Genomic DNA, 25,930 nt, shown 5'->3' with positions numbered 1-25,930 from the left:
CGTCACTCCGTTCTGTTCCGGGCCGCGTCGAGCAGCAGTTTCGCGGCCACGGTCGCACCGTCGGCGCGGATCTTCCCGGCCACGTCGAGCGCCCGCGCACGGGTCTCGGGAGCCAGAGCCGTGGCGAGCGCGGCTGACAGGGCCTCCACGGTCGGAGCCCGTCCGTCGTGTGCCACCCCGATGCCCAGCTCGGCCACCCTCCCGGCGTAGTACGGCTGGTCGGTCATCTGGGGCACCACGACCTGGGGGGCGCCTGCCCGGGTGACCGCGGTCGTGATGCCGGCGCTGCCGGCGTGGACGACGGCGGCCACCCGGCCGAACAGCGCCTGGTGGTTCACCTCGCCGACGGTGAGGCAGTCGCTCCGGTCGTCGGGCGGGACCAGACCGGCCCAGCCACGGGAGACGATCACCCGGTGGCCATGGGCCCGGATCGCCTCGATGGCCGCTCTCGCGGCGTCGGCGGGCGCGGGCCCGCTGCCGAACTCCACGTGCACCGGCGGTGGGCCGGCCTTCAGGAACGCCTCCACCTCGGCGGGAAGGGGCCGTTCGTCGGGCATGATCCACGCGCCGGTCTGCACGACGTCGAGGTCGGTCCGCCGCAGCGGGGCCAGGACCGGGTCCGCGGCCAGCAAGGGGTGATCGGTGTAGCCGTAGGCGAAGACGTCCTCCACCGGTGGCAGGCCGATCGAGGCCCGCCGGCTGTTGAGCGCATCGCCGAACCGCTGGTAGGCGCCCTGGTTGTTCCGGTCCCACAGCACCCGGTTGTCGGTCCCGTCCCGCGCGGGCGGCTCGCCGAGGGGCGGCGGTGGCGGGTAGTACGGCGACGGCACGTAGATGGGGCAGTAGAAGACGTAGACGTAAGGGATGCCCAGCTTCTCGGCCACCGACCGGACGCCGACCGCCGCCGACAGCACGCCGCTCACCACCACCACGTCACACCCTTCGGCGGCCGGCGGGACCTGGTCGAGCTGCGCGGCGATCGCCTCGGCGTCGAGCCGGGGCATGTCCCCGGGTGAGGGCGGCCTCTTCCCGTGCATCATCGCGCGCATCGACGTGCCGACCGGCACCAGTGGCACCCCGACCTCGGCCAGTCGCTCCGCGCAGTCCGGCGGTGCGCACATCCGTGTCTCCGCGCCGAGCGCCCGCAGCCGCACCGCCAGCGCCAGGAGCGGTTCGACGTCCCCGCGTGATCCCGACGTCGACAACAACACGCGCATGTCGTCTCCCTGTTCCGTGGATGATGAGGAGCCGCCAGGCGGCCGGGAGAGCCTTACGCGGGACGGTAGGGGAGCCATCTCATTCCGTCGGGTGAGGTCACCAGCCCGCCGGGGAACAGCGGCAGCTCGGGTTCGGCGTCCTCGCCGAGCACCGCCCTCATCTGCTCCTGCCCGCCCTCCTGCATCACCTGTTTGACCACCTGTGACTTGAACAGCGGCACCATGCTGGCATCGTCGCCGTCGGCCATCTCGTCGATGGCCGCGGCGAACTCGGCGCTGCGCTCGGCGATCCGGCCTGAGGCCGCCAGCGCCGCCTCACCGGAGGACAAACCGCCCACCAGGTCGACGAACGACTCCAGCTCGGAGTACTCCTTGTTGTTGGTGACCTTCTTGGCGTGCCAGAAATACGATTCCTCGTTCACGTTCATCTGGTAGAACGCCAGAAGGAATTCGTAATACACGCTGTACTCGCGGCGATACCGGGTCTCGAACTCGATGAGGGCGGTCTTCTCGTCCACGTCACCGGCCAGGATGCTGTTGATCGACCGGGCCGCCAGCAGGCCGCTGTAGGTGGCCAGGTGCACCCCGGAGGAGAACACCGGATCGACGAAGCACGCGGCATCGCCCACCAGGATCATCCCGGGCCGCCAGAACGTCGTCTGGTGGTAGGAGTAGTCCTTGCGGACCCGCAGCTGCCCGTACTTTCCGGTCGTCACCCGGCGGGCCGGCGCGAGGTATTCCGAGATCAGCGGACATTCGGCGATCAGGGCGGTGAGCGCCTTCTCCCGATCTCCCTGGATCTTCTCCGCCATCTCCCGGCGCACCACCGCGCCCACGCTGGTCAGCGTGTCGCTCAGCGGGATGTACCAGAACCAGCCGCTGTCGAAGGCGACGCTCAGGATGTTGCCCGAGTACGGAGCCGCCAGCCGTTTGCCGCCCTCGAAGTAGCCGAAGAGCGCCAGGCTGCGGAAGAACTCCGAATAGTTCCGGGTGCCGCCGACGCTGGAGTACAACCGGCTCTTGTTGCCCGACGCGTCGATCACGAAACGCGCGGACACCGCGTGCTCGCCACCGTCAGGGCCGACGTACCGCAGGCCGGTGACGCGTTCACCGTCTTCGATCACCTCGGTGACCGAATGTCCCTCCCGCACCACCACGCCTTTGCGTTTGGCGTTGTTGAGCAGGATCTCGTCGAACCGCGCCCGCTCCACCTGGTAGGCGTAAGTCGTCGGACCCGTGATCCGCGGAGAGACGGAGAAGGAGAAGGTCCACGGCTCCGGCCGCGCCCCCCACCGGAACGTGCCTCCTCGCTTCACGGGGAACCCGGCCGCCGCGAGCTCGTCGGTCACGCCGAGCATCCGGCACACGCCGTGCACGGTCGAGGGCAGCAACGACTCACCGATCTGGTACCGCGGGAAGACCTCCTTCTCCAGCAGCAGCACCCGATGGCCCTGCATGGCCACCAGTGACGCCACGGTCGAACCGCCCGGGCCGCCCCCGGCGACCACCACGTCGAACTCTTCCACCGTCTTCTCCTTCGTTGTCGCTCGCTACCAGGTGACCGGCAGCTGGTCCGGGCAGTCGATGAACGCGTTGCGGAACTTCACTTCCTCGGCGGGCACCGCCAGGCGCAGCCCGGGGAGCCGGCGCCACAAGGTCTGATAGGCCATGCGCAGCAGCGTCCGTGCCACCGCCGCGCCTATGCAGTAGTGGATGCCGTGCCCGAACCCGACGTGCGAGCCGCCGTCACGGCTCACGTCGAGGACATTGGCGTCCGGCGTCAGCGCCTCGTCCCGGTTCGCCATCAGGATCGAGCACAGGACGTAATCTCCTGCCTTGATCCGATGGCCGTCGACGACCACGTCGCGGACGGCCAGCCGCGGATTCGGCTGCTGCACGGGCGACAGGAAACGCAGCAGCTCGCTGACCACGCGATCGGCTTCCTCGCGTCCGGCGAAGAGCGGCTGCCGCTGGCCGGGATGGTCCAGGAGCGCGAGCACCCCGAAGCCGATCATTCCCGCGACGGTTTCGACACCGCCGAGGATCAGCGCCGTGAGCACGCCCTTCAGCTCGTCGTCCGTGACCTCTTCTCCGTGCTCTCGCACGAGCATGCCGATGAATCCGTCGTCGGGGTCCTTCCGCTGCCGGGTGACGAGGCCGTTCAGGTACCGGTCGAACGCCGCGCTGTCGGCCGCCCTGGCCTTGAATCCGCGGCTGAGATCGACGTTCTGCCTGACACGCCGGATGAACTCGATGCGGTCGTCGCGCGGGATGCCGAGCAGCTCGCACAGAACTCCCGCGCCGACCGGATCGGCGAACAGCGCCTGGACGTCCGCGGGCGGTCCCTCGGCCTCCATCTCGTCGATGCGCTCATCGATGAGGTCCTGCATGGCGGGCTCCAGCCGGCGGATCCGGCGGGCCGTGAACTCCGGGGTCAGCATCCCCCGCAGCCGCGTGTGCTCGGGCGGGTCGTAAACCGACAACTGACCGACGAGATTCGGCGGAATGGGCTCCGCGGCGATCGACCGCGCCGAACTCCACCGGGGACGCGTCGTGAAGTTCTCGTGGTCACCGAGTATTTTGCGCACGACGTCGTATCCCATGGCCTGCCAGACATAGTCCACGCGCAATTGAGTGGCCGCGTTCCCGCCTATTCGGACCAGCGGGCCGTGCGCCCTGAGCGCGAACATGTCCTCATGCGGATCACAATGCGTTCTCATCATGTAGTTCGCTGTCGGCTGCACGACCGGCGCGCCGTCACTGTCGTCATCCATACCCGAGTCGAAACTCCATTCGCTGTCGACCCGAACGCTCGGATGATCCGATCCTTGCCGCGGTCAGAAGATATTTCCAGCGTCTCGTCATGGACGATAAGCGCCGGAAATCGCGGCATCCGGCAGTGGAAAGGACCAACACGTCCGGGGGCCCTTCATACGCCTCACCAGGTGTCAGGCGCGATCACCAGGCGACCATCAGACTGGTCAGTCCGTACGCGGGGGTGGTCAGCCGGAAGCTGGGTTCCCGGCCGGGATCCGCGAGCCTCAGCGTGGGAAAACGACGCCACAGGGCGGTGTAGACCGTTCGCAGTTCGAGGCGGGCCAGCGCGGCTCCCAGGCAATGATGGATGCCGTGCCCGAACGCGACATGGGGGACGGGCTCGCGCCGGACGTCGAGGCGGTTCGCGTCCGGCAGCAGGGCGGGGTCACGGTTGGCCATGGGGAGAGAGCAGGAGACCGTCTCCCCCGCCTTGATCACCTGGTCCCCGATGGTGACGTCCTCCATCGCGACCCGGGGTGTCGGGGCGTAGGGGACCGTCAGATACCGGATCAGCTCGTCAACCGCCCGATCCGCCGACTGGTCGTCGCCGCTCAGCGCGGCGATCTGCTCGGGGTGGCTGAGCAGCGCCAGCACGCCCAGCCCGATCATGCCGGAGATGTTGTCGTCGCCGGCCAGCATCACCTGAACGCAGAAGCCCCTCAGCTCCTCGTCCGTGGCCGTGTCACCGTACTCGGCGAGGACGGCTCCGAGGAGCCCCTCGCCGGGGTCCTTCCGTTCCCTGGCGATCATGGCCAGCAGGTAGCGGGAGAACGCCGCGCCGGCGGCCGCCCGCCGCTTCTGGCTTCGCGAGGCGTCGAGATGCCCGTGGCACAACCGCAGGAACATGGCGCGGTCGTCTCGTGGCACCCCGATCAGCTCGCACAGCACGGCCCCTGGCACCTCGTCGGCGACGAGTCGGACCAGGTCCGCAGGGGGACCCGCCCGTTCCAGGGCGTCGAGCCGTTCGGTCACGATCCGTTCGATGGACGGCGTCAGCCGCCGCATCCGGCGCAGCGTGAATCCCGGCGTCAGCTTCTGCCGGAGCCGCGTGTGCTCGGGCGGGTCGTAGTCCATCAGGTTCCCGACCAGCTCACGCGGCCGGAACATGCCCGTGCCGCCGATCTCGTCCCGCTGGTTCCAGCGGCGCCGGGTGCTGAACCGCTGGTGATCGCCGAGCACCTGCCGCACGACGGCGTACCCCGTGGCCAGCCAGGTGGCCTCCGCGTCCGCGCCCGATCCGATGGTGATCCTCGACAACGTTCCGGCGGCGCGCAGTTCGTCCGCCGGGTCCAAGCCCTGCCGCCGGGTGTGGACGGGCCGCGAGTCGTCACCACTCAACGGGAAGCTCCTCCACGGCGAAGGGAGCCGGCTTCCCCGGCTTGAACCGCAGGTCCTCCTCCGGGACCGCCAGCCGGAGCGACGGAAACCGGCGGACCACCGCCGGCAACGCCACCCGCATCTGGAGCCTGGCCAGCGGTGCCCCCAAGCAGTAGTGGACGCCGTGCCCGAACGCGATGTGCTCGCGGTTCTCCCGGGTGATGTCGAACCGGTCCCCCCGCACCCGATTGCCCGCCAGGATCGAACAGGTCAGGACATCACCGGCATGGATGTCACGTCCGGCCAGGCACATGTCCACCAGCGCGGTCCGGGGAGAGGGAGTCTCGACGATCGACCCGTAGCGGAACACCTCCTCGGTCGCGCTGTCCACGAGCTCCGGACGCTCGCGGAGCAGCGCCATCTGGGCGGGATGGGTCGCGAGGAGCAGCACCGCGATCGCCAGCTGCGAGGCCATCTGCTCGACCGCCCCGATCATGATGCCCTCGACGAGCCCCGCCAGCTCCTCGTCGCTGACCTCGCCTCCGTGCTCGCGCACGATGCCACCGAACATTCCCTTGCCGGGATCGCGGCGTTCGCGAGCCGCCAGTTTTCTGGCGTAGTCGACGATGCCCAGACCCGACAGGTTCCGCTGCCTGGGGACTCGGCTCTCCCTGCTGTCCCGGAACATTCTCGACAACTCAGCTTGATCGTCACGAGGGACGCCGAGGAAGTCGCAGGCGATCAGCGCCGGGATGGGCCATGCGGCGTTCCTGACGAAATCGGCCGGCGACCCCATGCTTTCCAGGTCGTCCAGGCAGTCCTCGACGATCTCCTCGGCGCGGGGCCGGAGGCTCTCGATCCGCCGGGCGGTGTTCGCCCTGGTCACGGTCTTGCGCAACCGGGTGTGATCAGGCGGATCGTACGACTGCAGGATCCCCGGCAACCAGGCCCGATCAGCCTCGTCATCGACCGGGCGCATGGAGCTGAACCGGTCGGCATCGGCGAGGATCTCCCTGACCTCGTCATATCCGGTGACGAGCCATTGCCGGTGGCCGTCCAGTCCCGGCTCCGTGTCATAGGCGTGCAGCGGCCCGTTCTCCTGCAGTTCGAAGAGCGCCGGCACGGGATCGAGCCTCAGCCGCTGATGTGGCAGCGGAACAACCATGATTCTCCTCAGCTTCGGCATTACCAGTCGAGCAGCAGAGCTTTCACGTCGAACGGCGGCGGCCCCAGCTTGATCTCCTGCTCGGGCTCGGCCGGCCGGAGCGCGGGGAAGCGGTGTGCCAGAGCCGGGATCGCCGACCGGAACACGAGCTCGGCCAGGGGTCTGCCGAGACAATGGTGGATGCCGTGCCCGAACGCGACATGCGGCGTTCTCTCACGGGTGATGTCGAACCGGTCGTCCGGGCCGGGGAAGTCCCGCCGGTTCGCTCCCAGCAAGGAGCACGTGACGGTGTCGCCGGCCTTGATGGCGTGATCACCGATGCGCACGTCCTCCAGCGCGATCCGCGGGGTGAGCTTCTCGTCGGGGGTGAGATACCGGAGCATCTCCTCCAGCCAGTCGGGGGCGACGTCCGGCTTCTCCCGGAGCAGCGCGAACTGCTCGGGGGCCTCGACCATGAGCCACGCGCCCGCCGCGAGGAAACGAGCCACCTGATCGCCGCCCGCGCCCATGACGAACGCGGCCAGCCCCGTCAGCTCCGCGTCGGTGATCTCGTCCCCGTGTTCGCGCACCACGACACTGAGCATGTCGTCACCGGGATCGCGGCGCCTGCGCGCCACGGTCTGGCCCATGTACGTCATGAACTTGTTCCCTGCGGCTCCGCGCCTGCTCGCCGCCCGTCGAGACCGGGTGGCGTGCAGGCTGCGTGACAGCTCCACCTGATCGTCACGGGGAATGCCGAGGAAGTCGCAGGTCGCCGTCGTCGCGATGGACCACCCGAAGTGCGGGACGAAGTCCAGCGGGCCACCGATGGACTCGATGGCGTCCAGGCTGTCCTCGACGACCTGATCGACCTGCGGCCGGAACCTCTCCATCCGCCGGACGGTGAACGCGGGCGACACCACCCGGCGCAGCCGCGTGTGCTCCGGCGGGTCGTACTGGGTGATGAAGCCGGGAAAGGTGATTCCGGCCGCGGTCCCGCCGTAGAGCAGCCTGGAGCTGAACTTGTCCGAGCCCAGAACCTGCCGGACCTCGTCGAACCCGGTGGCGAGCCACGCGGTCCGTCCTCCGGGGGTCTCCTCGGCGCCCAGCCTGGTCATCGGGCCCTCGGCCATGAAGGCCCGGAGCCGTGGCACCGGATCGAATCGGTCCCTCCAGTGCAGCTCCCCGGGCAGGACGACGTTGAGCTCCTCGAACACGTCCACTTCACAGGTCCTTCCGCCTCAACGGTCGTCTCGGGCCGTCCAACTGTCCACATCGCGCGGGTGGACGCCCTCGCTCAGGCGCCCGCCTCCGCGATGAGGCTCTTCGGCCGGATGTCCGTCCAGTTCTCCTCGACGTAGGCGAGGCATTCCTGGCGGGTGGCCTCGCCGTGGACGCGGGTCCAGCCGAGCGGCACCTCCGCGAACGCGGGCCAGAGCGAGTGCTGCCCTTCGTCGTTGACGAGCACGAGGAAGGAACCGTCTTCGTTGTCGAACGGGTTGGTCATCATCGTGTCCTTTCACCGTCCGGCCGGGGCCGGAGCTTCTCGGCGACGACGGCCCCGATCCGGGCCATCGCCGCGGGCTGCAGCATCTGCATGTGGTCGATCTCGATCTCGTGGTGCTCTATGGTTCCGGTGGTGAGGGGTTGCCAGCTCGCGACGGCGTCCGCCACGGGCAGATGGGCGGGACGGTTCACCGTGGCGACGAAGAGCAGGATGTCGCAGCCGAAGCTCCGGGAGGTGTGCAACGGCCCGACCCGGGCGAGGTGCTCCATGACCTCGTCCAGGCGCTTGCGGGCGCCGGCCTCCGCGGCCACCCCGGCGGCCAGCTCCGCCTGCTGCTCCTGCTGCCTGTCGAAGTCGGCGGCCTCCTGGTCGGCCTCGTCGCCCCGGGGGCGCCGGAGCCTCCCCACGTCGGTGGGATAGGCGTCGAGCAGGGCGAGCAGGCCGACCTCCTCCCCCTGCTCCTCCAGCACCCTGGCCATCTCCTGCGCGATCCGCCCGCCCAGCGACCACCCGAGGAGGTGGTACGGCCCGGACGGCTGCACGGCGCGGATCTGCTCGACGTAGTCGGCCGCCATCTCCTCGACGCCGGCCGCCAGCGGCTCCGTACGGGCCAGGCCGCGCGCCTGCACCCCGTAGACCGGCTGATTCGGGGGCAGGCTCCGCAGCAGGGGCGCGTAGTTCCAGCTCAGCCCTCCGCTCGCGTGGACGCAGTACAGCGGCGGACGGTTGCCGCCCGCTCGCAGCGGCAGCAGCACCTCGAAGTCGCCCGTGCCGGTCTTCACCGAGCCGCTTGATCGCCGCCGCTCGCCGACGACGATCAGAGTGCCCGCGGACGACCAGCGGGCGAGCAGGCCCGTGGTCAGCATGCGCCGCCCCGCGGCCCCGAAGGGGCAGGCCATCGTCCGGTCGTCCGGACCCGCGTCCACCGCAGGACCAGTGAGGTAGAGGTCTCCGACGCCGCCGGCGACGGCGGGGCGCAACTGGTCGTCGAGCACGAGCGCGCCGAGCGGACCGTCCTCGGCCAGGCCGGCGGCCACCGGGGGCACGGCCCCGGACCACTTCGCCGGCGCCTCGGCCGGACGTGCGCGTTCGGCGTCGTCCAGGAGGAGGTCCAGGTCGCTGACGCGCCGCCGGGGATCCTCCGCCACCTGCTCCAGGACGCTGACCAGCCGCCGTGCCAGCGACTCGGCCGTGGCCTGGTCGAAGAGGTCGGCGGCGTAGTGGAGGGCGCCCTCGATGCCGTCCTCGTTGTCGTCCTCGTCGCGGCGCTCGGTGAGCCTGAAGGCGAGGTCCAGCTCGATGGCCTCCGGCCCGGCAGGTTCGACGCTGGTGCGCAGGGCGGGCAGCTCCGTCGCGTCCCACGCGCCGATGTCCTCCTCGTGCACCTCCAATCCCACCTGGAACACCGGATGGCGAGAGAGCGAGACCGGCAGGTCGAGCAGTTCGGCGATCCTGGCGAAGGGCACGTCCAGGTGCTGGCGCGCGGACCGGATCGCCTCCTGCGCCCGGGTGACGACCTCCAGGAAGTCCGGGTCGCCCGAGACGTCCGTGCGCAAGGCGAGCGGGCGGGCGAACGGCCCGATCATCGGCTCCAGGTCGATGAGGTCGTCGTCTCGCGGCAGCGTCGTGCCGATCACCAGGTCGTGGCCCGCCCCGAGCCCGGTCAGCAGCATGGCGAGCGCGGCGTGCACGATCTGGAACGTGTGCGCGCCGGTCGAGTCCACCGCCTCCACCAGCCTGGCGTGCGCGGCGGCGTCCAGTCGCAGGGAGACCGTGCCGGCCCGCCGCGACGAGACGGCCGGCCGGGGGCGGTCGAACGGCAGCACCGTCTCCCCCTGGATGCCCGCCAGGTTGTCCCGCCAGAACACGATCTGCTCGTTGATCAGGCTGTCCTCATCGCGCTCCCCTTCGAGCAGGCGCCGCTCCCAGATCGCGTAGTCGGCGAACTGCAGGGCCAGGGGCGCACGCTCCGGTGCCCGGCCGGCGCGCCGCGCGCCGTACGCGGCCGCCAGGTCCCGGAGGAACACGTTCAGCGAGTCGTCGTCGGCGAGGATCCGGTGCACCATCAGGTGCAGGATGTGCTCCTTGCCGGAGAGTTCGAACAGGTCGCTCCGCCACGGCACCTCCCGGGTGAGGTCGAAGACCGACTCGCGCAGCCCGGCGAGCAACCTGGGGAGCTCCTCCTCGGTGGCCGGGACCGGGGTCAGGTCCACCGGCAGGGCGTCGTGGATGTGCTGGTGAACGCTCTGCGCGTGCCCGGGGAAGGTCGTCCGGAGGATCTCGTGCCGCGCCGCGACGTCGCCGAGCGCCGCTTCGAGCGCGGGCACGTCCAACCGGCCGCGCAGGCGCAGCGCGACCGAGGCGTGCAGGCCGGCGGCCTCCTCCCCGGGGCTCGCCAGCAGCCAGGTGCTGAGCTGCCGGGCGGTGACGGGCACCAGGCCCGGCCGTTCGGCGGGTTCCAGCGCGGGGCGTGACTTCGCGGCCAGCGCCCGGGCGATGCCCGCGGGGGTGGCCGCGGAGAACAGCTGCCGGATGGGCAGGTCCGCGCCGAGTTCCTCACGGATGCGCGCGATGAGCCGCATGGCCAGCGCCGAGCTTCCGCCGAGATCATGAAAGGCGTCGTCGACGCCTACCCGGTCGACGCCGAGGATCTCGGCGAAGAGCGCGCACAGCACCTTCTCGGTCTCGCTCTCCTGCGCCTTGTCCGGCGCACGTCCCACGAGATCCGGGGCGGGCAGGGCCCGGCGGTCCACCTTGCCGTTGGGCGTGACAGGCAGAGCGGGCAGGGCGACCAGTGCCAGCGGAACCATGTACGCGGGCAGGACCAGGGACATTCGCCGCCGGATCTCCGCCGGCCCCGCGTCGGTCCCGTCGGAGATGAAGTAGCCGACCAGGCGCTTCTCCCCCGGCTGGTCCTCCCGCGCCATGACGACCGCCTCGACCACCCCCGGCTGGGCCGCCAGTACGGCCTCCACCTCGCCCAGCTCCACCCGGTAGCCGCGGATCTTCACCTGGTCGTCGGTGCGGCCGGCGAACACCACCTCGCCGTCGCGGTTCCAGCGCGCCAGGTCCCCGGTGCGGTACATGCGCTCACCAGGAGAAGAAGGGGCCACGGAGGCCGGCACGGCCACGAACCGCTCGGCCGTCAGGCCCGGCCGGCCGAGATAGCCGCGGGCCAGCCCTGTGCCCGCGATGTACAGCTCGCCCGTCACCCCCGGCGCGACCGGGCGCAGGAAAGGGTCGAGGATGTAGATTCTGCGGTTCGTCATGGGACGGCCGATCGGCAGTTCCCGCCCGACCGTCTCACCGGGCTCGATCGGCTTCCACGTCGCGCACAGGGTGGTCTCGGTCGGTCCGTAGGTGTTGCGCACCCGCAGGCCGGGCAGGGCCCGCCGCAGGTTCTCCACGGACTGCGCCGGAACCACGTCGCCGCCGGTCCCGATCTCGACCAGGCCCGCGAAACACTCCGGGGACGACTCCGCGAGGGCGCGGAAGGTGCCGGCGGTGAGATGGACGAAGCTCACGCCTCGTCCGACGGCCTGTCTCACGCCGCGCGCGTCCAGCACTCCGGGCTCGGTGAGCACGACCCGGCCACCCATGGCGAGCGGCACCCACATCGCGTAGAGCGAAGGGTCGAACACGTGCGTCGCGTGCATCAGGACGCCGTCGCCCGGGCCGACCTGCCATCCCTCGTCGCCCGCCAGGCCGGCCACGGCCCCATGGGGGACGCCCACGCCCTTCGGCAGGCCGGTGGAGCCCGAGGTGTACATCACGTACGCCAGGTCGTCGGCGCTCAGCCGGATCTCCGGCGGCGTGGCGGCGCACCCGCCCACGGCCGCGCGGGTCTCCGGCGCGTCGAGGACGATCGCGTTCTCCGGCGCCACTCCGCTGGTGGCCCGCGTGCACAGGACGGTCGAGACCCCCGAGTCGGCGAGAACGTACGCGATCCGCTCGGCCGGGTACTCGACGTCCACCGGCACGTAGGCGGCGCCCGCCTTCCAGATCGCCAGGAACGCGATCAGCAGGTCAGCCGACCTGTCCATGGCCACGCCGACGCGGTCGCCACGGCCGATGCCACGACCGGCGAGGTAGCGGGCCAGCCGGTTCGACGCCTGGTCGACCTCGGCGTAGGTCAGGTCCGCGCCGCCGGCGTCGGTGATCGCCACCGCGTCCGGCGCCGTGGCCACCCGCCGCCCGAACATCTCGATCACGGACTTCCCCGGCTCGGGTCCCGCCGTCGCGTTCCAGTCCTCCACCACCAGGGCGCGCTCGGCCTCGCTCAGCAGCGTCAGACGGCCGACGAGGACGCCGGGCTCGGCGACCAGCCGCTCCAGTACGCGGGCCAGCGCGCCCACGACCGATTCCGCGGCCGCCTGGTCGAAGAGGCCCCGGTCGTAGTCGAGGATGAGCGGCATCTCCTCGCCGGGCCCGGTGATCAGGGTGAACGGGTAGTGCGAGGAGTTGCGTCCCCGCCGCACCGGGCGCAGGGCGAGGCCGCCGTTCTCCTCCGCCCGGCCGAGTCCCTGGCGGGGGAAGTTCTCGTAGATGACGAGCGTGTCGAAGACCGCCCCGGGTCCGACGGCGGCCCGTACCTCCTGCAGGCCGAGATGCTGGTGGGCCATGAGCGCCGACTGGCTGCGCTGCAGCTCGGCGAGCACCTCGACGACCCGCCGGCCGCCTTCGAGCCGGACACGGACCGGCAGGGTGTTGAGCAGCTGCCCGACCATCGACTCCACGCCGGCCAGCTCGGCGGGCCGCCCCGAGGCGGTCGCGCCGAACACCACGTCGGTGCGGCCGGCCAGCTGCGACAGGACCATGGCCCACGCGCCCTGGACGACGGTGTTCACGGTGAGGCCGTGGCCGCGCGCCAGCCGCGCCAGCCGGTCGGTCAGCTCCGCGGAGAGCTCGATCACCGCGGTGCCCATGTCCGGCACGCGGGCCGGATCGGCCGGGGCGACGAGAGTGGGCGTGTCCAGTCCGGCGAACTCCGCCCGCCAGGCCGCCCGGGCCGCCTCCTTGTCCTGCCGGCCCAGCCAGGCGAGGTAGTCCCGGTAGGACACGGCGGGAGGCAGTCCGGACGCGTCGCCGCCCGCCGCGTAGATCGCGGCCAGCTCGCGGTGCAGGATCGGCATCGACCAGCCGTCCAGCAGGACGTGGTGCAGGGTGTGCACGAGCCGGTGGCTCGCCGGGCCGAGCCGGATGAGGTGCAGCTTCATCAGGGGCGCCGCCTCGATGGGGAGCCGCTCGGCCAGCTCGTCCGCCGCCAGCCGGTCCACCTCGCCGTCGAGGACGTCGTCCGGCAGCCCGGACAGATCCGTCTCGCGCCAGGGGATCTCGGCGTCCCGCGCGATGACCTGCACCATCTGCGCGCCGCTGACATAGCGGAAACAGGCGCGCAGGGCGGCATGCCGGTCCACGAGCGCCTGCCACGACGCCCTCAGCCGGTCGGCGTCCAGCGGGCCGTCGATGCCGTACACGGTCTGCACCGTGTAGGTGTCCGGCCCGTCGTCGTCGAGGGCGGTGTGATAGAGCATTCCCTCCTGCAGCGGCGAGAGGGGCCAGACGTCTTCCACGCTGGAGCGCGGCTTCGCACGAGTATCGTCAATGGTCACGATCTGCTCCTTATGGAGTCATCCGCCGGCCGGTCCGGCCTCGAGTTGGTCCAGCTGATCAGGCGAAAGATCCACGAGCGTGCCGCCCGGGGGCTCCGGCTCCCCGGGGCCGTCGCCGCCGGCCGGGAGCTCCTTGACGACCGCCGCCAGCCGTTCCGCCGTCTTCTCGTCGAACACCTGCCACGGGGTGAGGTCCAGCCCTTTCCTGCGGGCCAGGGCCGACAGCTGCATCGAGGTGATCGAGTCGCCGCCGAGCTCGAAGAAGCTGTCGCCGGCGCCCACGCCGTCCAGGCCGAGCACCTCCGCGAACAGCTCGCACAGCCTCGCCTCCATGGCCGAGCGCGGGTCGCGTCCGGACGACGGCCTCGCGACCTCGGGGGCCCGCAGCGCCCGATGATCGACCTTGCCGTTCGGGGTCAGGGGCATCGCGTCCAGCGGGACGAACGCCGCCGGCCTCATGTGCTCCGGCAGGCGTCCGGCCGCGCTCTCGCGGAGGGCGGAGATCAGTGCGCCGTCCTGCCCGGCCTCGGCGGGCGCCTGCTCGCCCGCGGGGACGACATACGCCACCAGGCGCTTCTCGCCCGGGCCGTCGTCGCGGGCGACGACCGCCACCTGGGCGACCCCCGGATGGTCCGCCAGCACGGCCTCGATCTCACCCGGCTCGATGCGGTATCCGCGCACCTTGACCTGCGCGTCGGCCCGCCCGGCGAAGACCAGCTCGCCTTCCCTGGTCCAGCGGGCCCGGTCGCCGGTGCGGTACATGCGCTCACCAGGACGCGCGGGGTTCACGGAAGCCGGCACCGCGACGAACCTCTCCGCCGTCAGGCCCGGACGTCCGAGGTAGCCGCGGGCGAGCCCGGCCCCCGCGACATACAGCTCGCCGGTCACGCCTGGCGGCACCGGCTGCAGGAAGGCGTCGAGCACATAGGCCCGCATGCCGGTGATCGGGCGGCCGATGGGGACCGCGTCGCGTCCCGGAGACAGCGGGGAGCTCATCGTCGCGCACACGGTCGTCTCGGTGGGCCCGTAGGCGTTGATCATCCGGCGGCCCGGCGACCAGCGGTCCACCAGCGCGGGCGGGCACGCCTCGCCGGCCACGACCAGGGTCTCCAGGCTGTCCGGCAGGTCGTCCTCGACGGCCAGCACGCTCGGCGGCACGGTGACATGGGTGATGCCCCACCGGCGTACCGCGTCGCCCAGCGACACCCGGGGCGGCATGCTTGCCGCGTCGGCCAGCACGACGGTCCCTCCCGACAGCAGGGCCACGTACAGCTCGGAGACGGCGGCGTCGAATCCGAGAGCGGCGAACTGCAGGATCCGCGAGGCGGGCGTGACGGCGAAGCGCTCGATCTGCGCGCTCGCCAGGTTGCCGAGCCCGGCATGCGGGACAAGGACCCCCTTGGGCACGCCCGTCGACCCCGAGGTGTAGATCACGTACGCCCCGTCACCGGCCTCCACCCGCGGCAGCGCCGTCCGCGGATCGGCGGCGAGCGGCCCGTCCAGCACCACCACCGCGCCCGCGAAGTCCTCCGGGACGGCCTCCCGGGTCCCCGTCGTGCACAGCAGCACCTCCGGCGCGGAATCCGCCAGGATCCAGGTGATGCGCTCGCCCGGGTAATCCGGATCCACCGGAACGAACACCCCGCCCGCCACGGACACCCCGACCAGGGCCACCACCAGCTCGGCCGACCGCTCCACGAGCACGCCCACCCGCGTCCCGCGCCGCACGCCCAGCACCGCCAGCAGCCGCGCCAGTGTCTCCGCCTCGTCCAGCAGTTCGCCGAACGACAGGCTACGGGCCGCGTCCACGACCGCCACCGCGTCCGGCGACCGCTCCACCTGCCGGCGAAACAGCACCGGCACCGACTCCGCGGCGAGCGGCACGCCGGTCCGGTTCCACTCCTCCACCACCAGGCGGCGCTGCTCCGGACCGGTCAGGCCCACGCGCCCGACCGGCACGCGCGGCTCGGCCACCACCTGTTCCAGCGCCCGGAGGATCGACGCGAGCATCTCCTCGGCCTCGGTCCGATCGACCACGTCCGGCCGGTAGATGAACTCGCCGTGGACGCGGCCGGCCACGGACGCGCGCATGGACAGCGGATAGTGTCCGGTGTCGTTCGGGATTCCCGCGGGCCGCATGACGAGCGCGCCGGGGCCTTCGGGCCGGGGCGGCGGGGGCGGGTAGTTCTCGAACACCACGATCGTGTCGAACGCCGCGCCAGGACCGGCGAGCTGGTTGATCTCGCTCAGCCCGACGTGCTGGTGCGGCATGCACGCGACCTGCCGTCGCTGCAGGTCCGCCAGCATGTCGAGGAACGGTTCCGCGCCGGCCAGGCGGGCCCGGACCGGCAACATGTTCATGAACAGGCCGACGGCGGACTCGACGCCGGGGATCTCGGGCGGGCGCCCGGCCACCGCGGCGCCGAAGACCACGTCGTCGCGTCCGGTCAGCCGGGCCAGGTGCAGGGCCCAGATCCCCTGGAAGAGCGTGTTCGCCGTCACGCCGTGACGGCCGGTGAACTCCACCACGCGCCGGCTCAGCTCGTCGTCGAGTTCGAACCCGACGCGTTCGGGCTCCAGGGGTGCAGTGATCGTTTCCGGCGGCACGACGTGGGTCGCCTCGTCGAGGCCCGCGAGCTCGGTCCGCCACGCCTCCCGGGCGGCCGCCTTGTCCTGGCGGGCGATCCAGGCGAGATAGTCGCGGTACGACGTCGCGGCCGGAAGCGCCCGGCCGTCACCGCCGGACTCGTACGCGCTCAGCACGTCCCCCGTGATCAGCGGCAGGGACCAGCCGTCGGCCACGATGTGATGGGAGGTGAAGACCAGCCGGTGCCGGCGTTCGCCGAGGCGCACCAGGTGCAGCCGCAGCTGCGGCGCCCGGGTCAGGTCGAACCGCTCGGCGTGCAGCTGCTCCGCGAGCCGGTCGAATTCGGCGAGCGCCTCGTCCTCCGGCAGCTCTGACAGATCGGTCTCCCGCCAGTCCAGCGTCACCTCGCGGGCGATCACCTGGACGGCCGCGCCGGACCCGAGCTGGTGGAAGCTCGCCCGCAGGGCGGGATGCCGGTCCAGCAGGACATGCCAGGAGGCGCGGAAACGGGCGACGTCCAGCGGGCCGTCGAGGGCGAGCTTGCGCATGCCCGCGTAGACGTCCGGACCACGCTCGTCGGCGGCGTGGAACAGCAGGCCCTCCTGGAGCGGAGACAGCGGCCAGACGTCGAGCAGGTCCGGTACGGCGGCCTCGACCTCCGCCACGTCCGGCTGCGTCAGCGAGACGAGCGGGAAGTCGGAGGGCGTGTGCCCGCCGGCGCCGGCCTCGCCGGCGTGTGCGGCGAGGCCGGTCAGCATGTCCAGCCATGCCTTCGCGAGCGACTCCGCCTGGGCCTCGGCGAGAATCCGCCCGGCCCAGGTCACGGTCAGGCTCAGCTCAGGTCCGTCCGCGCCGTCCAGCACGGCCGCGTCGATCTCCACGGCGTGCCGCAACGCCATGTCCGGCTCCGTCGTGCCGCCGATGGTGCCCAGCAGCTGCCAGGGCTCCGCGGCGCCCTCGGACCGGGACGGGAAGCGGCCGAGGTAGTTGAACCCGATCTCCGCCTCCGGCAGCGCCGCGAGAGCCTGCCCGGTCGCGGCGTTGAGATGACGCAACATGCCGTAGCCGAGCCCGCCGTCAGGCACGGCCCGCACGTTCTCCTTGACCTGCTTCAGCAGGCGGCCGGCCGCGCCGCCACCCGCGATCACCTCGGCCGGGTCGATCCCCGTCACGTCCAGCCGGAGCGGATGCACGTCGGTGAACCAGCCGACCGTCCGCGACAGGTCCATCTCGCCGATGGGCTGACGGCCGTGACCTTCGACGTCCACCACGACCGTGGTGCCGCCGCGCCATCGGGCCACCGCGCCCGCCAGCGTCGCCAGCAGCACCTCGTGGACACCGCAGTGGAAGGCCGAGGTGGCCTTGTCCACGAGCGCGCCCGTCCGGTCGCGCGGCAGCGTCCACGACCTGCGTCCCGCGGTCGAGACGGTGTCGCGCGCCGGGTCGAGCCCGCCCGGCCACGCTCGCGCTCCGCCGAGGATCTCCGTCCACGTCTCCAGCTCCGCGGTCCGGCCCGCCGCCTGATCGGCCAGCGTGCGCGCCCAGCGCCGGAACGAGACGTCGACGGGATCGAGCACCGGTTCCCGGCCGGCGGTCACGGCCTCACAGGCCGCTCGCAGGTCGGGCAGCAGGATCCGCCACGACACGACGTCCACCACGAGATGGTGCGCCGCCACGACGAGCCGTCCCACCCGTCCTGGTCCCGCGTCCACCCAGACCGCCCGGATCATCACGCCGGCGTGGGGATCCAGCCGCGCGGCCGCGTCGTGGGCGCAGCGATCCGCGAGCTCGTCCACGTCACCGGTGCCGGCCTCGACCCGTTCGACCAGCGCCGCCGCGTCCACCGTCCCGCGCTCGGCCACGACCAGCCGGGGCTGCGCGGCCTCGGCCGGAGCGATCCGGCTGCGCAGCATGTCATGTGCGTCGATCACCGCGCCCAACCCGGCCGCCAGCGCCTCCACCGACAGGTCGCCGGGCGCGCCGGCGGTCACCCACTGCGCCAGGGCGCCCCGGGTCATCGCGTGCGGATCGCGTTCGAGCAGGGCCCGCATCACCGGCGTCAGCATCACCTCGCCGACGCCGTCGGCGACGCCCGCCCGCCTCTCACCGCCGCGCCCGGCGACCACCGCGATCCCCGCGGGCGTCCTGCGCTCGAAGACGTCCTTCGCGCCGAAGACGAGATCCTCGCGCCGCGCGCGGGCGGCCAGCCGCATCGAGAGGATCGAGTCCCCGCCCAGCTCGAAGAAGCTGTCTCCGGCCCCGACCCGCTCCACGCCCAGGACCTCGGCGAACAGTCCGCACAACACCCGCTCGGCCTCGGTACGCGGCTCCAGGCCCGCCGTCTTCCCCGCGAACCCGGGGACGGGCAGAGCGGCGCGGTCGACCTTCCCGTTGAGCGTCAGCGGGAGGCCGTCCAGCGGCACCACCACGGCCGGCACCATGAACTCCGGCAGCCGTCCCGCGAGATGCCCGCGCACCGCATCGGGATCGAGGCCCGAGCCCTCTCCCGCGGTCACGTAGGCGATGAGCCTCCTCTCGCCGGGACGGTCCTCCCGCGCCACGACGACTGCCTGCGCGACGTGGGGAACCTCGGCGAGCGCCGCCTCGATCTCCCCGGGCTCGACGCGGTAGCCCCGGATCTTCACCTGCGAGTCGGCCCGCCCGGCGAAGATCAGCTCGCCTTGGTCCGTCCAGCGCGCCAGATCGCCGGTGCGGTACATGCGCTCGCCGGCGGCCGAAGGATCCACCGAGACGGGCACCGGGACGAACCGCTCCGAGGTCGCCCCGGGGGCGGCCAGATAACCGTGGGCCAGGCCCGCGCCGGCGATGTAGAGCTCACCGGTGACGTTCGGCGCCACCGGCTGGAGGAAGTCGTCGAGGACGTACACCTGCCGGCCGGCCAGCGGACGGCCGATCGGCAAGGCGCCGCCCGTTTCTGCCCACGGCTCGATGAGGTGCCAGGTGGCGCAGAGGGTGATCTCGGTGGGGCCGTACAACTGCCGGACCCGGACCTCCGGGCAGGTCCGGCGCACCCGTGCGACGGACTCGAGCGGAACCACGTCCCCGCCGGTGAGGACCTCGCGCAGCCCGCTGAAGGAGTCCGGCGACTCCTCTGCCAGCACCCGGAAGGTCCCCGCCGTCAGATGGACGGTGGTCGCGCCCCGTGCGATCGCCTCCCGCAGCCGCTGCGCGTCGACCGCGCCCGGTTCCGCGACCGTCACGCAGGCTCCGCTGACCAGCGGCACCCAGATCTCGAGCAGCGAGGCGTCGAACGCGTGCGACGCGTGCATCAAGACGCGATCGCCCGGGCCCTGCGACCAGCCCGGGTCGCCGGCCAGCGCCGCGACACTCCCGTGCGGCACCGCGACGCCCTTCGGCGCCCCGGTCGATCCGGACGTGTACATCACGTAGGCCACGTCGTGTGCCCCGGCCGCGAGCGGTGGCGCCTCGTGCGGCTCCCCCTCGGCCGCCGGTGCGTCCATGACCACCGGCTCGACCCCGTCCGGGACCGCGTTCCGTGTCGCCCCAGCGCACACCGCCACCGATGCGCCGGAGTCGGCCAGCATCCGCTCGATGCGCTCCGCCGGGTAGTCCGCGTTCACCGGCACCTGCGCGGCCCCCGCCTTCCAGACCGCGAGCAGGGCGACGATCAGGTCCGCGCCGCGTTCCATCAGCACGCCGACGCGGTCGCCGCGCCGCACGCCCCTTGCGGCCAGGCGGCCCGCCAGCCGGTCCGATTCCCGGTCGAGGCCGGCGTAGGACAGGGTGCGTCCGTTGCCGACGACCGCCACCGCGTCCGGCGCCGCGTGGGCCTGGCGCCGGAACAGCTCCGGCACCGATGAACCGCCGGCCGGGTTCCGGCGCTCCGTCACGGAGGCGCGCGTGGACTCGCTCGTCACGCCCAGCCGTCCGACGGGAAGCGAGGGCTCCGCAACCACCCGGGCCAGGACGCGCACGACCTGCCTGGTGATCTCGGCGGCCAGGTCCCTGTCGATCGCGTCGGGCCGGTAGTCCAGCTGGATCCGCAGGCGGGCGCCCGGGATGACGCTCACGGACAGCGGATAGGTGGTGCCGGTCCGCGTGTGGACGGAGCTGATCGTGACGCCACCGTCGTCGAGCCCGCCGGCGTCCAGCGGGTAGTTGACGACCATCATGATCGTGTCGAAGATCGCGCCCGGCCCCGCCGCCTTCTGGATCTCCGGCAGCCCCAGGTGCTGATGCTCCGTCAAGGCCGACTGGCGCCTCTGCAGGTCCTGGAGCAGGTCCAGCACCGGCACGCCGCCGTCGAGGCGCACCCGGACCGGAACGGTGTTGATGAACATCCCCACCATCCGCTCGACATCCGGCAGCGCGTCCGCCGGGCGCCCGGACACGACCGTGCCGAACACCAGATCCGTACGTCTCGCCAGCCGCGCCAGCACCAGGGCCCAGGCGCCCTGGACGACCGTGCTCAACGTCAGTCCATGACCACGGGCGAAGCCGGTGAGGGCGCGGGTCGCCTCCTCGGACAGCCATTCGGTGTGCCCGTCCGGCATCATCGGCGCCTTGCCCGCGTCGAAGCCTGCCACGGTCGGCTCGTCCAGCCCGGCGAGTTCGGCGCGCCACGCCGATCGTGCCGCGTCCTGGTCCTGGCGGCTCAGCCACGCCACGTAGTCCCGGTAGGGGGGCGGCGTGGGCGCGCCCCGTCCGTCCGTGTAGGCGGTCACCATCTCGCCCAGAAGGATGGGCGTCGACCAGCCGTCCACGAGCACATGGTGCGAGGTCACCACGAGCCGGTGCCGCGCCGCGCCGAGACGGATCAGCAGCAACCGGAGCAGCGGCGCCCTGCTGACGTCGAACCGCTCCGCCTCGTCCTCCGCGAGCAGGCGTTCGACCTCCGCCTCCGCGTCCGCCTCGTCGAGCTGCGACAGATCGGCCTCACGCCACGGGACGGCGGCCTCGCCCACGACGACCTGCACCGTCTCGCCGGATCCCAGCTGGTGGAAGCTGGTCCGGAGCGTTTCGTGCCGGGCGGCCACGGAGTTCCATGCCGCGCGCAGCCGTTCCGCGTCGAGCGGCCCGTCGAGGTCGAGGATCCGCTGGGTCTGGTAGACGTCGACGCCGTCCTCGCCGAGGGCTCTTTCGAAGAGGATGCCTTCCTGGAGGGGCGACAGCGGCCAGACGTCCGTCAGACCTGGCGCGGCGGCCTCCAGCTCGTCCACGTCCCGCTGCCGCAGATCGACCAGATCGAAGTCGGACGGTGTGTGCCCGCCCGCGCCGGGAGTGCCGGCGAGGGCGGCGAGACCGGCCAGCATGTCCAGCCAGACCTCGCCGAGCCGCTCCACCGTGGCCGGGTCGAGATCCTTGCCGTCGACGGCGAGCCTCAGCCGGGGGCCGGCCGGTGTGTCCTGAACGTCCGCGCCGACCTCCACGGCATGGGATCGCACCATGTCCGGCCCGGCCGCTCCCCCGCCGAGCGACCCTTCGCACACCTGCCACGCGGTGTCCCCGGAGGCGACGCCGGCCCGTCCGAGATAGTTGAACCCGATCTGGGCCGACGGCAACCCGGCCAGCCTGGCCGCGGTCTCGGGGTTGAGATGGCGCAGCAGCCCATAGCCGAGCCCGTCGCCGGGCACCGCGCGCGTCTGCTCCTTCACGGCCTTCAGCAGCTCTCCGGCCGCCGCGTCCCCGGCTGCCGCCGCTCCCAGGTCGATGCCGGAGACGTCGAGGCGAACCGGATGAACGCTGGTGAACCAGCCCACGGTACGCAGCAGATCCTCTCCGTCGGCGGCATGGCGGCCATGGCCTTCCACGTCCACCAGAATCCCCGGGCCGGCGCCGCGCCACCGCGCCACCGCACCCGCCAGGCCCGCCAGCAGGACGTCCTGGACCCCGCAGTGGAAGGCTGCCGGCACGCGCGCCACCAGGTCGCGCGCCTCGGCGCCGGACAGCGTCCTGGACCACGACGCCGACTGCCCGGGGTGCCGCTCCAGCGGCAGGCCGGCGCCTTCGAGCACGCCGGCCCAGTAGCCGGCCTCTGCCACGGTGCTCTCGCTGAACGCCTGCCGGGCCAGCCGGCGCGCCCATTGCCGGTACGACGTCACCACGGGTTCGAGGACGGGGGTTCCGCCGGAGACCGCCTCGTCGTACGCCGCACGCAGATCCGACAGCAGGATGCCCCACGAGACCGCGTCCACGGCCAGGTGATGCACCACCAGGGCCAACCGGCCCGGCTCGGCGTCGCCCGCGTCCACCCACACGGCCCGGACCATGATGCCCGCGGACGGGTCCAGCGTGCCCGCCGCCGTCCTGGCCTCGCGCTCGGCGATCTCAGCGGCGTTCCCGTCCCCGGCGGCCACCCGCGTCACCAGGCCGGCCGCGTCCACGGCACCCGGCTCGGCCACCGTCAGCCGTCCGCCGGGCTCCACCCGGGCCCGTAGAAGATCATGGACGTCCAGGACGGCCTGCAGGGCATTCACCAGGGCGTCCGGGGCGAGGCCGGCAGGGGTGACGACGACGCGCGCCTGCGCGAAACCGGGGCGCGCCGCGTCGTCCCCGAGGGCACGCATCACCGGCGTCCTCGGGATCTCCCCCACGCCCGTCTCCCCCGCGGAGGGTCGCCGCGCGGGGGCCGCCTCGGCCAGCGCCGCCAGGCGCTCGGGGGTCCGGTACTCGAACACCTGCCGCGGGGTCAGCGGGATGCCATGGCGACGCGCGCGGGCGGCGACCTGCATCGACGAGATCGAGTCGCCGCCCAGCGCGAAGAAGCTGTCTCCGGCCCCGACCCGCTCCACGCCCAGGACCTCGGCGAACACGTCGCACATGGTCCGCTCGGCCTCGGTGGCCGGCTCCCGGTCCACGGCCTCGGAGGCGAAGTCCGGCTCGGGCAGGGCCCGGCGGTCCACCTTCCCGTTGCCGGTCAGCGGCAGCTCGTCCAGCACCAGCACCGCGGCCGGAACCATGAACTCGGGCAGCGTCGCGGCGAGCTGGTCGCGTAGGCGTGCCGGGTCGAGGTCCCGCCCCGCCTCGGCGACCACGTACCCGATCAGGCGCTCTTCCCGCGCGGACACCACGGCCTGGCCGACATCCGGAAGGCCCGCGAGGACCGCCTCGATCTCGCCGGGCTCCACCCGGTAGCCGCGGATCTTCACCTGGTCATCGGCGCGTCCGGCGAACGCCAGCGCACCCTGATCCGTCCAGTACGCCAGGTCTCCGGTCCGGTACATCCGCTCGGCGGGTACGAACGGATCGGCGACGAACCGTTCGGCCGTCATCGCCGGGCGGCCCAGATAGCCCTGCGCCACACCGGACCCGGCGACGTACAGTTCGCCCGTCACCCCCGGGGGCACGGGCCGCAGGAACGCGTCGAGGACGTAGACCCGCCGCCCGGCGAGGGGACGCCCGATCGGCAGCACCGGCCCCGCCGGTTCGCCCGGCCGGAGCAGCCACCATGTCGCGCACAGCGTGGCCTCCGTGGGGCCGTAGAGATGGCGCACCCGGACGTCCGGGCACGCCCGCCGCACCCGCTCCACCGCCGCGAGCGGCACCTTGTCCCCGCCGGTCAGCACCTCGCGCAGACCGGCGATCGACTCCGGTGACTCCTCGGCCAGCACCCGGAAGGTCCCCGCGGTCAGGTGAGCGGAGGTGACACCGGCGGCCACGTGCCCGGCCAGGGCCTCGCCGTCCACCGCGCCCGGCTCGGCCAGCACGACCCGGGCGCCCGACAGCAGCGGCACCCACAGCTCGAACAGCGAGATGTCGAAGGCGTGTGAGGCGTGCATCAGCACGGCGTCCTCGGGGCCCATGCCCCATCCCGGCTCGCCGGCCAGCGCCGCGACGTTGCCGTGCGACACCGCGACGCCCTTCGGCCTCCCCGTCGATCCCGACGTGTACATCACGTAGGCGAGGTCGTCCGCCCGCGCGCCCGCGGAGAGCCGGGCGTGCTCCGCCACCGCCCGCCGCGTCTCCGGATCGTCCAGGACGATCGGATCGGGCCCGCCGTCCAGCAGGTGCCTGCACGCTCGCTCGGACACCACCGCCGCCGGCTCCGCGTCCGCGAGCATGAACGTCACGCGTTCCGCCGGGTAGGCGGGATCGATCGGCACGAACGCCGCTCCCGCCTTCCACACCGCGAGCAGCGTCGCGATCAGGTCGGGTGAGCGTCGCATCACCACGGCCACCCGATCCCCGCGCCGGACGCCCCGGCCGCTCAGGTAGCCGGCGAGCCGCTCCGCGTGCCCGGCCAGTTCGCCGAACGGCACCGCCCGCTCTCCCTCGACGACCGCCACCCGGTCACGGCCCCGCTCGACCTGGCGGTCGAACAGCTCCAGGGCCAGATCGCACGGCGCCCCGTCGGATGCCGCGCTCCATCTCGTCACCAGCTCACGCTCGGCCGCGCTCGTCACGCCGACCTCGGCCACCGCGATGTCGCCCGCGTCCGCGAGCTGCCGCAGAATTCCGGTGAATCTCTCGACGATGGCGAGCGCGCTTTCCCGGTCGAAGAGGTCCGTCACGTAATCGAGATTGAGCAGCATCGACTCGCCGGGGACGGCGACCAGCGTCAGCGGATAATGGGCGGCTTCCCGGCCCTGTTCTATGCGAATGCCGAAGGTTTCCGCGGCAGCTGATTCGCGAAGCTCACGGGGAAAGTTCTGGAAAACGAGCAGGGTGTCGAAGATCGCGCCGGCGCCGGCCGCCTTCTGAATGTCCGCCAGCCCCACGTACTGGTGGGGAATGAGCGCCGACTGCCGTTTCTGCAGATCCGCCAGAAGGTCGATGACCGGCGTCGAGCCGTCCAGCCGCACGCGTACGGGAACGGTGTTGAGGAACAGCCCGACCATTCCCTCGACGCCGGGCAGACCCGGCGGGCGCGCCGAGACGACCGCGCCGAACACCACGTCCGTCCGGCCTGCCAGCTGTGCGAGCAGCAGCGCCCACGCGCCCTGCACCACCGTGTTCAGCGTCAGCCCATGGGCACGGGCCAGCTCGTTCAGAGCTCGCGTGAGGTTCCCGGGCAGCTCGACCGTGACGTTCTCCGGCATGGCGGGCGCCCGCCCCGGGTCGGCGGGCGCCACCAGCGTCGGCTCCTCGACGCCCCGCAGCTCCGCCGCCCATGCCGACAGCGTCCGCTCCTTGTCCTGCCTGTCCAGCCAGGCGAGGTACTCCCGGTACGACGTCACCGCGGGCAGGTCAGGCGGGCTGCCGCCGGCCGCGTACAGCTGCGACAGCTCGTCGAACATGATGGGCATCGACCAGCCGTCCATGATCGCGTGATGGCTGGTCATCACCAGGCGGTGGCGGTCGCCGGCGAGACGGATCAGGGTCAGCCGCAGCAACGGCGCCTTGGCGAGGTCGAACCTCCTCGTCCTGTCCTCCTCGGCCAGCGCCCGTACGGCCTCCTCGGGCTCGCTGAGATGGGACAGGTCCACCTCCCGCCACGGCAGTTCCACCTGCCTGGCGATGAGCTGCACCGTCTCACCCGATCTGCGCTGCCGGAAACAGGCGCGGAGAGCGGCGTGCCGCGCCAGGAGCGCCTCCCATGCGGCACGCATTCTGCCCGCTTCCACCGGACCGTCCAGGTGCAGGATCCAATGGCCCACATAAAGGCCGGGCCAATCGTCGTCGTAGGCCGTGTGGAAGAGCAGTCCTTGCTGGAGTGGTGACAGCGGCCAGAAATCCTCGATGCGCGACTGAGCCATTGACAGATATCTCCCTCGATCAGCAAAGCGCCCGCGAGGGAATCATCCATGG

General features: G+C 72.2%; 9 protein-coding genes. All 9 read right to left on the bottom strand.

Going from position 1 to position 25,930, the window contains the following annotated elements; all coding sequences use genetic code 11:
- Positions 1–2: 2 nt before the first annotated feature.
- Positions 3–1,217 carry a glycosyltransferase gene (locus tag Nocox_RS13460; protein ID WP_020546519.1) on the bottom strand — a complete coding sequence of 405 codons (1,215 nt, stop codon included), beginning with the start codon at positions 1,215–1,217 and terminating at the stop codon, positions 3–5.
- Positions 1,218–1,270: 53 nt separating this feature from the next.
- Positions 1,271–2,743, bottom strand: a complete 1,473-nt coding sequence (locus tag Nocox_RS13455) for a tryptophan 7-halogenase (protein WP_020546518.1) — start codon at positions 2,741–2,743, stop codon at positions 1,271–1,273.
- Between the two features lie 24 nt (positions 2,744–2,767).
- A complete protein-coding gene (locus tag Nocox_RS13450; RefSeq protein ID WP_026215033.1) occupies positions 2,768–3,991 on the bottom strand; it encodes a cytochrome P450 in 1,224 nt (407 codons plus the stop codon).
- A gap of 184 nt (positions 3,992–4,175) precedes the next feature.
- Positions 4,176–5,372, bottom strand: coding sequence for a cytochrome P450 (locus Nocox_RS13445; RefSeq protein WP_026215032.1), 1,197 nt, complete (start codon positions 5,370–5,372; stop codon positions 4,176–4,178).
- Positions 5,362–6,537, bottom strand: coding sequence for a cytochrome P450 (locus Nocox_RS13440; RefSeq protein WP_020546515.1), 1,176 nt, complete (start codon positions 6,535–6,537; stop codon positions 5,362–5,364). The genes Nocox_RS13445 and Nocox_RS13440 overlap by 11 nt, the downstream gene beginning before the upstream one ends.
- A complete protein-coding gene (locus Nocox_RS13435) occupies positions 6,537–7,718 on the bottom strand; it encodes a cytochrome P450 (protein ID WP_020546514.1) in 1,182 nt (393 codons plus the stop codon). Before Nocox_RS13435 ends, Nocox_RS13440 begins: the two co-directional genes overlap by 1 nt.
- 74 nt (positions 7,719–7,792) lie before the next feature.
- Positions 7,793–8,002: an MbtH family protein gene (locus tag Nocox_RS13430; RefSeq protein ID WP_020546513.1), complete on the bottom strand. Its 210-nt coding sequence runs from the start codon at positions 8,000–8,002 to the stop codon at positions 7,793–7,795.
- A complete protein-coding gene (locus Nocox_RS13425) occupies positions 8,002–13,614 on the bottom strand; it encodes a non-ribosomal peptide synthetase (RefSeq protein WP_026215030.1) in 5,613 nt (1,870 codons plus the stop codon). Before Nocox_RS13425 ends, Nocox_RS13430 begins: the two co-directional genes overlap by 1 nt.
- Positions 13,615–13,632: 18 nt before the next feature.
- Positions 13,633–25,878, bottom strand: a complete 12,246-nt coding sequence (locus Nocox_RS13420) for a non-ribosomal peptide synthetase (protein WP_026215029.1) — start codon at positions 25,876–25,878, stop codon at positions 13,633–13,635.
- Positions 25,879–25,930: the final 52 nt, after the last annotated feature.

The sequence above is a fragment of the Nonomuraea coxensis DSM 45129 genome (assembly GCF_019397265.1).
GTDB classification, from domain to species: domain Bacteria; phylum Actinomycetota; class Actinomycetes; order Streptosporangiales; family Streptosporangiaceae; genus Nonomuraea; species Nonomuraea coxensis.
Note: the sequence above shows the minus strand (reverse complement) of the source record. Positions and strands in the feature narration are given on the sequence as shown.

What these genes read in the sequence shown, in the direction of transcription:
- Nocox_RS13460 (WP_020546519.1), bottom strand. Translation starts at nt 1,217, where the DNA reads ATGCGCGTGTTGTTGTCGACGTCGGGATCACGCGGGGACGTCGAACCG.
- Nocox_RS13450 (WP_026215033.1), bottom strand. Translation starts at nt 3,991, where the DNA reads ATGGATGACGACAGTGACGGCGCGCCGGTCGTGCAGCCGACAGCGAAC.
- Nocox_RS13440 (WP_020546515.1), bottom strand. Translation starts at nt 6,537, where the DNA reads ATGCCGAAGCTGAGGAGAATCATGGTTGTTCCGCTGCCACATCAGCGG.
- Nocox_RS13430 (WP_020546513.1), bottom strand. Translation starts at nt 8,002, where the DNA reads ATGACCAACCCGTTCGACAACGAAGACGGTTCCTTCCTCGTGCTCGTC.
- Nocox_RS13420 (WP_026215029.1), bottom strand. Translation starts at nt 25,878, where the DNA reads ATGGCTCAGTCGCGCATCGAGGATTTCTGGCCGCTGTCACCACTCCAG.